Annotated in this window: 6 protein-coding genes; all 6 read left to right on the forward strand. The window is 56.3% G+C overall.

Annotation, left to right across the window (positions count from 1 at the left end):
• Positions 1–23: 23 nt before the first annotated feature.
• The 6 genes from QZ170_RS06100 to QZ170_RS06125 all read left to right on the forward strand — a co-directional run bounded on the left by QZ170_RS06100 (position 24) and on the right by QZ170_RS06125 (position 5,908).
• Positions 24–914 carry a putative zinc-binding metallopeptidase gene (locus tag QZ170_RS06100; protein WP_297178653.1) on the forward strand — a complete coding sequence of 297 codons (891 nt, stop codon included), beginning with the start codon at positions 24–26 and terminating at the stop codon, positions 912–914.
• Between the two features lie 114 nt (positions 915–1,028).
• Positions 1,029–2,354, forward strand: a complete 1,326-nt coding sequence (locus QZ170_RS06105; RefSeq protein WP_297178656.1) for a DUF4302 domain-containing protein — start codon at positions 1,029–1,031, stop codon at positions 2,352–2,354.
• Positions 2,355–2,385: 31 nt separating this feature from the next.
• Positions 2,386–3,435, forward strand: coding sequence for a BACON domain-containing protein (locus QZ170_RS06110; protein WP_297178658.1), 1,050 nt, complete (start codon positions 2,386–2,388; stop codon positions 3,433–3,435).
• Positions 3,436–3,760: 325 nt separating this feature from the next.
• Positions 3,761–4,192: a hypothetical protein gene (locus QZ170_RS06115; protein ID WP_297178660.1), complete on the forward strand. Its 432-nt coding sequence runs from the start codon at positions 3,761–3,763 to the stop codon at positions 4,190–4,192.
• A gap of 213 nt (positions 4,193–4,405) precedes the next feature.
• Positions 4,406–5,191, forward strand: coding sequence for a DUF481 domain-containing protein (locus QZ170_RS06120; RefSeq protein WP_297178663.1), 786 nt, complete (start codon positions 4,406–4,408; stop codon positions 5,189–5,191).
• A gap of 36 nt (positions 5,192–5,227) precedes the next feature.
• Positions 5,228–5,908, forward strand: coding sequence for a DUF421 domain-containing protein (locus QZ170_RS06125; protein WP_297178665.1), 681 nt, complete (start codon positions 5,228–5,230; stop codon positions 5,906–5,908).
• Positions 5,909–6,209: the final 301 nt, after the last annotated feature.

The raw sequence follows: 6,209 nt of genomic DNA on the forward strand, positions 1-6,209 counted from the left end.
ACTACTTAATACGAACAAGGTATATGAAACAGATCCTGAAAGCAATGAGCCTAGCCCTCCTCCTTCCCTTGGTGGGAGCCCTCAGCTCGTGCAGCAAAGATACCCCCAGTGGCGCAACGATATTCCCCACGACACCCGTGGCGCGTAATACCTTCGAGCGTTGGCTACTGAAGAACTATACGAACCCCTACAACATCGACTTCCAGTACAAGCTCAAGGATGGTGAGACCGACCTAACGTACAACCTCGTACCCGCCGACTCCGCCAAGACAGCCAAGCTGGCGATGATCACTAAGTTCCTTTGGTTCGATGCCTATAATGAGGTCGTCGGCCCAGACTTCCTCAAGGAGAGCGCACCACGTATCATCGTCGCCGTGGGCTCATCTGCCTATACCCGCCAGCGCACCGAGGTCGTCGGGAGTGCAGAGGGGGGCTACAAGGTCACACTCAACAAGATCAATGCCCTCACCGATGAGCTCCTACATGACTATAGTGCGATGACGGAGTATTACTTCCACACGATGCACCACGAGTTCACCCACATCCTCAACCAGCGTAAGCCCTACAACCCGGCCTTTGACCTCGTCACGCAGTCGGGCTATGTCAGTGGGAACTGGCTCAATGTCTCCACTCGTGATGCCCGCCGTGCAGGCTTCGTCTCGCCCTATGCTATGATGAATGGTGCGGAGGACTTCGCCGAGATGCTCTCCTTCTACGTGACCTACACGCCTCAGGCTTGGCAGGCGATCCTCGACGAGGCGGGTACCCGAGGGGCTAACCTCATCAATCAGAAGCTCACGCTCATCAAGGAGTACACGCAGAGCTCCTGGGGGCTAGACCTCGACCAGCTACGTGACGTCGTGATCCGCCGTGGGGGACAGGTCGCTACGCTTGACCTCTCTAAGCTCAAATAACAGCAGGGCTCTAGCCCCTGTCGTGGTGGGGGCATGAGGTCACCCCTCAGTGAACTCTACCCACCACTTCCCCGGGGGCTACCCCGATCTATCAACTAACAGCACTTAGACAACATGTACAAGATATGCACATACTTCCTTCTGGCGCTGGTGACCCTCAGTGCTCCCTCGTGTCTGAAGGATAGCAAGACGATCTTCGACAAGTCCCCTGCTGAGCGACTAGACGAAGCCGTACGGGTGAACAAGGAGCTACTCGAGTCCTCCCCCGAGGGCTGGATCATGCACTACTACGCTGGCAAGGACTATTCTGGCCCCAGCTACACCCTGCTGATGAAGTTCAAGGATGGGAAGATCACCGTCCTCTCCGAGCGTGTGCCCGACCAAGCCTATACCTCCGACTACGATGTCGTCCAGGACCAAGGCCCCGTACTCACGGTCAATACCTACAACGAGGCGCTGCACTTCCTCGCCTCCGCTGCTCTCGGCTATCCCGATGGTATCCAGGGGGACTATGAGTTCGCCTTCATCTCTACCTCTATGGATGTGATCCACCTCAGAGGGAAGAAGTGGAAGAACGACATGACCCTCACCCGTATGCCCAAGGGCTCTTCGTGGGAGGAGTATATGCTCGCTATCGTGACGATCAAGGATGCGCTTACCTCAAGCTCTTTCTCCTTCAAGCTCGGGGATAAGGAGCTGGCTGAGGGTACGATCAATACGGCTCAGAACCGCCTCAACGTCACCATCGGTGGTAAGGAGTTCGATACTCCCTTCAACTTCACCGACAAGGGCATTGTCCTACATTCGCCCCTCGTCGTAGAGGGTAAGGAGTACAGCACCTTCACCTGGGACTCCGCTGCTAAGAAGTTTGTCTCTGGCAATCTCTCTGCAGTGCTCTTCCGCCCCAGTGGCTACAAGACTCAGGACTTCTGGTACGGCACCTGGAGCATCAAGCACGAGGCCTCCACTGCTCCCGGGGTACGACGCACCCCTACGCTCCTACAGATTGAGGCGCCTACCTCGGATAACGACAAGGCGAAGGGGCTCCTCAAGGGTACACTCACCTTCCAGAAGAAGACCTATCCGATCCTCGTCCCCTACGACAAGGCCAAGGGGGCTATCCGCATCATCATGCAGCCGATTGTCAAGAATACGCCCGAGGCACCTGCTGGTATGGTACTCTATCCTGCTAATATATCAGAGGATGGCAAGACCAATATCCATCAGGAGCAGTCCGAGTATGGTATTACCTTCGCTTGGGACGAAGATATGGGTATGGCGGTAGCCACGGGAGACAAGACTCCGGACATCGGTGTCATCAACTCCTTCTTCGGTGTGGCCTATGAGTTCCAGGGCAACCAGCGTGTACCTATGGTACGTAATGGTAAGCTGGTCACTCCGATCGTCATGCCTAAGATCGAACACATGACTAGGAAGTAGTAATGGCTCTAATCACAACTAAGATCGATATATGAACAAGTTCATCATAGCCCTATCGGCAGTCGTGCTCCTCTTCGCCTCCTGCCGTAAGGATACTCCCGAGCAGCCCAAGGCTACCTTCTCGGTGATCTCTGCGCCCAAGCTCTTCAAGGTCATCGGTGGCACTCAGGAGGTCACCCTCGACAAGGCGCCTAGCAGTGCCTACGCAGAGGACAGCTGGCTCAGTGTCACCGTGAGCGGTACGAGCCTTCACCTCACGGCCAAGACCAACGAGCAGCTGGAGTCCCGCAACACGCTACTCGTCGTCAAGAACGCTACGGGGGACTCCATTGCCCTAAACGTCATGCAGGAAGGTGTGAACTTCGGTCTCTCCAAGACGAATAACATCATCGGCGGTGACGAAGCCGTAGAGCGTACGGTCAAGGTGACCTCCAATGTCCCCGTGACCTATGCTACCACAGATAGCTGGGTCACAGCTACCCTCTCTGGCAATACCCTCACCATCAAGGCTGCTGCCAACGGCACAGGCCGTCCTCGTACAGCTTGGGTCACGGCTACAGCTCTTGGCAAGATCGATTCCCTACAGGTCACGCAGGCCTCGCTCAAGGATGTCGCTGGTGAGTATATCCAGACAGCTCATACGATCGATGGGAACAAGCTCGTCGAGACGATGGCCAATATCAAGATCGTCCGTGTCACCGACACCAAGGCACAGTTCATCATCGAGGATATGTTCTCCTGGGATATTGACTTTACCCCCGGTCGTGGCTTTGTCCTGACCAATGGTCGTACGCTCTATGAGGATACCGAGGATGGTAAGCCCATCTACTACATCTCGCTCCTGGCTGCCGATGATACCAATGCAGAGAACCCAACGGTCATCATCGGGAACCGTGACCCTCTGCGTATCAACATCACGACCAAGGGTGAGCTCGTCTTCGAGCAGTATCAGGCACTCTCACCCGTGCAGACCTGGGGCTCATACGCCATCGGTAAGTCTACCTCGAAGACTGCTATCGACAGCGAGCACTTCCGTGGTGTGGTCGAGGTCTTTGCCCAGCCCAAGCTCCAGCGCAAGTAGCCCCTTCTCTCGCTACACGCTCCTAGCCTATACAGCTCACGTGTAGTCCCCCTTTAGCAACAGAAAGCCAAGCGGCTGCGATACTCGGTGTATCGTAGCCGCTTGGCTTTTAGAGGAGGGGAGTGGCTCGATACACTTCCCTCCCCGTCCTTACTGACTCCTACCTCAGCTCTACCTCGTCCTGCTGGTAGCCTTGTCCCTAGCCCCTCCAAGAAGAAAAAAACACTACCTTTACGAGGGAGTGGAGCAGGGAATTCCTAGTGTAGCCCCGAGCTCCTCTCCCCCCTCAAGCATATCCAATCCAATCAATAAGCCAAGCAAGCCTATGTCACCATCTATGATGATCCTCCTGGGGGGAATCCTGCTCCTCGGACTACTCGTACAGCTCTACATGATGCGTCGGAACAAGCGTGGTATAGAGGCCTTCCTCGCCAAGCACCCCGATGCCGTGCGGGTACGTCTCGCCTCGAGCCTAGTCGATAGTCTCATCACGGGCAGTGTCTCTGTGGATGCTGTGGATGATGGGGAGACCCCCGTGCTGACCAACGATGGTCTGAAGGTCATCCTCCTCCTTGCCCCTGGGACACACCAGCTCCACCTCTCCACCCAGTACAATACGGTCGAGATGGGTAAGGCCCGTACCAAGGTTAGCCCCAGCTCCCTCCTCACCGTCACGGTCGAGGCGGGGCACAGCTACACCCTCAGTACCCGCCGCGTCGAGGGCGAGACCTTCGCCTACGAGCTCACCCAGGCGTAGCCCCCCGACCGACCCTCCTACTGGGTAGCCTCTATCATCGAGTGCCCCACTAGGTGCTCTTCGCTGTGCACAGCCCCCGAGTCGGGGAGTCCTTGACTCCTCGGCTGGGGGGGCTATTTGTTTTCTCGAGGGGTGAGGCTAGGCAAGAGGCGGCGACGGGGCGCCCTCGATATTTAACTATCTTTGCACATTACTACAAGTTAATAGATCCTTATGGTCAAACGATTATCCTCTCTGCTGGCACTCCTCTGTCTGCCAGCACCGATGTGTGCGCAGATGCTCTTCTCTGAGAACCTCACGATGAGCCTCGACAGTACCAAGACCCTACAGGGGACGATCATGCCCGTCCTCAACTTCCAGAATGAGAAGGAGAATGTCTTCACCCTCAAGAATACAGCCAATATCAATCTCCTGATCAGGCGCAACCGTGTCCTGAACCTTATCAACAAGCTCGAGTTCTCTACCTACGGGGACAAGATCACGGTGAGCGGGGGGTACGTGCACACGGAGTTTCGCTACCTCCTAGACCGAGCCTTCGAGATCTATCCCTACGCCGAGTCGCAGTGGGCAGAGAGTCGGGGGATGACCTTCAAGCTCTCCACGGGTCTACAGTCCCGCTATCGCCTTATCAATAGCGATCATAGCCTGATGTTCGCTACCGTGGGGCTATTCTTCGAGTACGAGGAGTGGAAGCAACCCTTCCCCAACGCTCAGGTCGGTAGGTATGCCCATAGCCGCAAGGTCAAGGCGCACCTCTCCCTGGGCTTCCGCCACCAGCTAGCAGACCTGTGGGAGCTGACGACGACGGCGATCTATCAGGCGACCCCAGATAGCCACTTTACCCGACCCCGCTGGGGGGGAGCCGTAGACCTCAAGTACCGTATCACCCCTACGATAGGTATACGGGGTACCTATCGCCTGATCTACGACACCGACCCAATCGTCCCCATCCGTAGGGACTATAATGTCGTCGATGCAGGGATCGACTTCTCCTTCTAGTCCCGCACCTCCTACTTCACCACCGATTATAGAGATATGACTATCTTCGAATGTCTACAGAGGGAAGAATTCTTCTACCTCAATGTCTTCCTCAAGCTCCTCCTCGGCCTCCTCGCCATCGTATTCGTTATCAACAAGTCGGGCAAGGGGAACCTCGCCCCCACCTCCGCCATAGACCAGGTACAGAACTATGTCCTCGGGGGTATCATCGGCGGGATCATCTACAGCCCATCAGTCACCATCCTACGGTTTGCCGTCGTCCTAATGATATGGGTTCTACTCATCATCGGCCTGCGTCGGCTCAAGACGAAGAGCCATGCCATCAAGAAGTTCGTAGACGGATCGCCCATTGTGCTCATCAAGCATGGGGAGGTCGATGTCGAGGCCTGCCGTAGAGCTAAGATCACGGCGGCCGAAGTCGCCTTTAAGCTACGGCGAGAGGGTGTCTATCACGTGCGAGATGTCAAGCGTGCAGTCTTCGAGCAGAACGGGGAGCTCATCATCGTCCTCCGTGGAGAGGAGAACCCCAAGTACCCGATCATCACGGACGGGATCGTGCAGAGTAGCGTGCTCGATGATATAGATAGGAGTGAGGAGTGGCTCGAGGGTGAGCTCCAGAAGGCTGGCTATAACTCAGCCTCCGAGATCTTCCTCGCCGAATATGAGAGCGGGCAGATGAAGTTCATTCCCTTTGACCAAGCTCCTCAGGCCAGCTAGCCGCTTACTCCCGTCAGCTTACCCCTGTCAGCGCACCCCATTCTCCACCTGGAGCGCCCTAGAGATAGGCACGGCTTGATGCTCCCCATACCCCTCATTCCGCTCTTACCGAGGGTGCAGAGACGATCATACCGAGAGCTCTGAGACGCTCTTACCGAGAGCGCAGAGGCGCTCTTACCGAGAGCGCAGAGACGCTCATACCGAGAGCGCAGAGACGCTCATACCGAGAGCGCAGAGACGCTCTTACCGAGAGCGCAGAGACGCTCTTGCCGAGAGCGCAGAGACGCTCTTGCCGAGAGCG

The organism is uncultured Porphyromonas sp. (assembly GCF_905372525.1).
Taxonomy (GTDB): Bacteria; Bacteroidota; Bacteroidia; order Bacteroidales; family Porphyromonadaceae; genus Porphyromonas.

Excerpts from the sequence above, each read along its gene's own strand:
- QZ170_RS06100 (WP_297178653.1), top strand. The coding sequence starts at position 24 with ATGAAACAGATCCTGAAAGCAATGAGCCTAGCCCTCCTCCTTCCCTTG.
- QZ170_RS06105 (WP_297178656.1), top strand. The coding sequence starts at position 1,029 with ATGTACAAGATATGCACATACTTCCTTCTGGCGCTGGTGACCCTCAGT.
- QZ170_RS06110 (WP_297178658.1), top strand. The coding sequence starts at position 2,386 with ATGAACAAGTTCATCATAGCCCTATCGGCAGTCGTGCTCCTCTTCGCC.
- QZ170_RS06115 (WP_297178660.1), top strand. The coding sequence starts at position 3,761 with ATGTCACCATCTATGATGATCCTCCTGGGGGGAATCCTGCTCCTCGGA.
- QZ170_RS06120 (WP_297178663.1), top strand. The coding sequence starts at position 4,406 with ATGGTCAAACGATTATCCTCTCTGCTGGCACTCCTCTGTCTGCCAGCA.
- QZ170_RS06125 (WP_297178665.1), top strand. The coding sequence starts at position 5,228 with ATGACTATCTTCGAATGTCTACAGAGGGAAGAATTCTTCTACCTCAAT.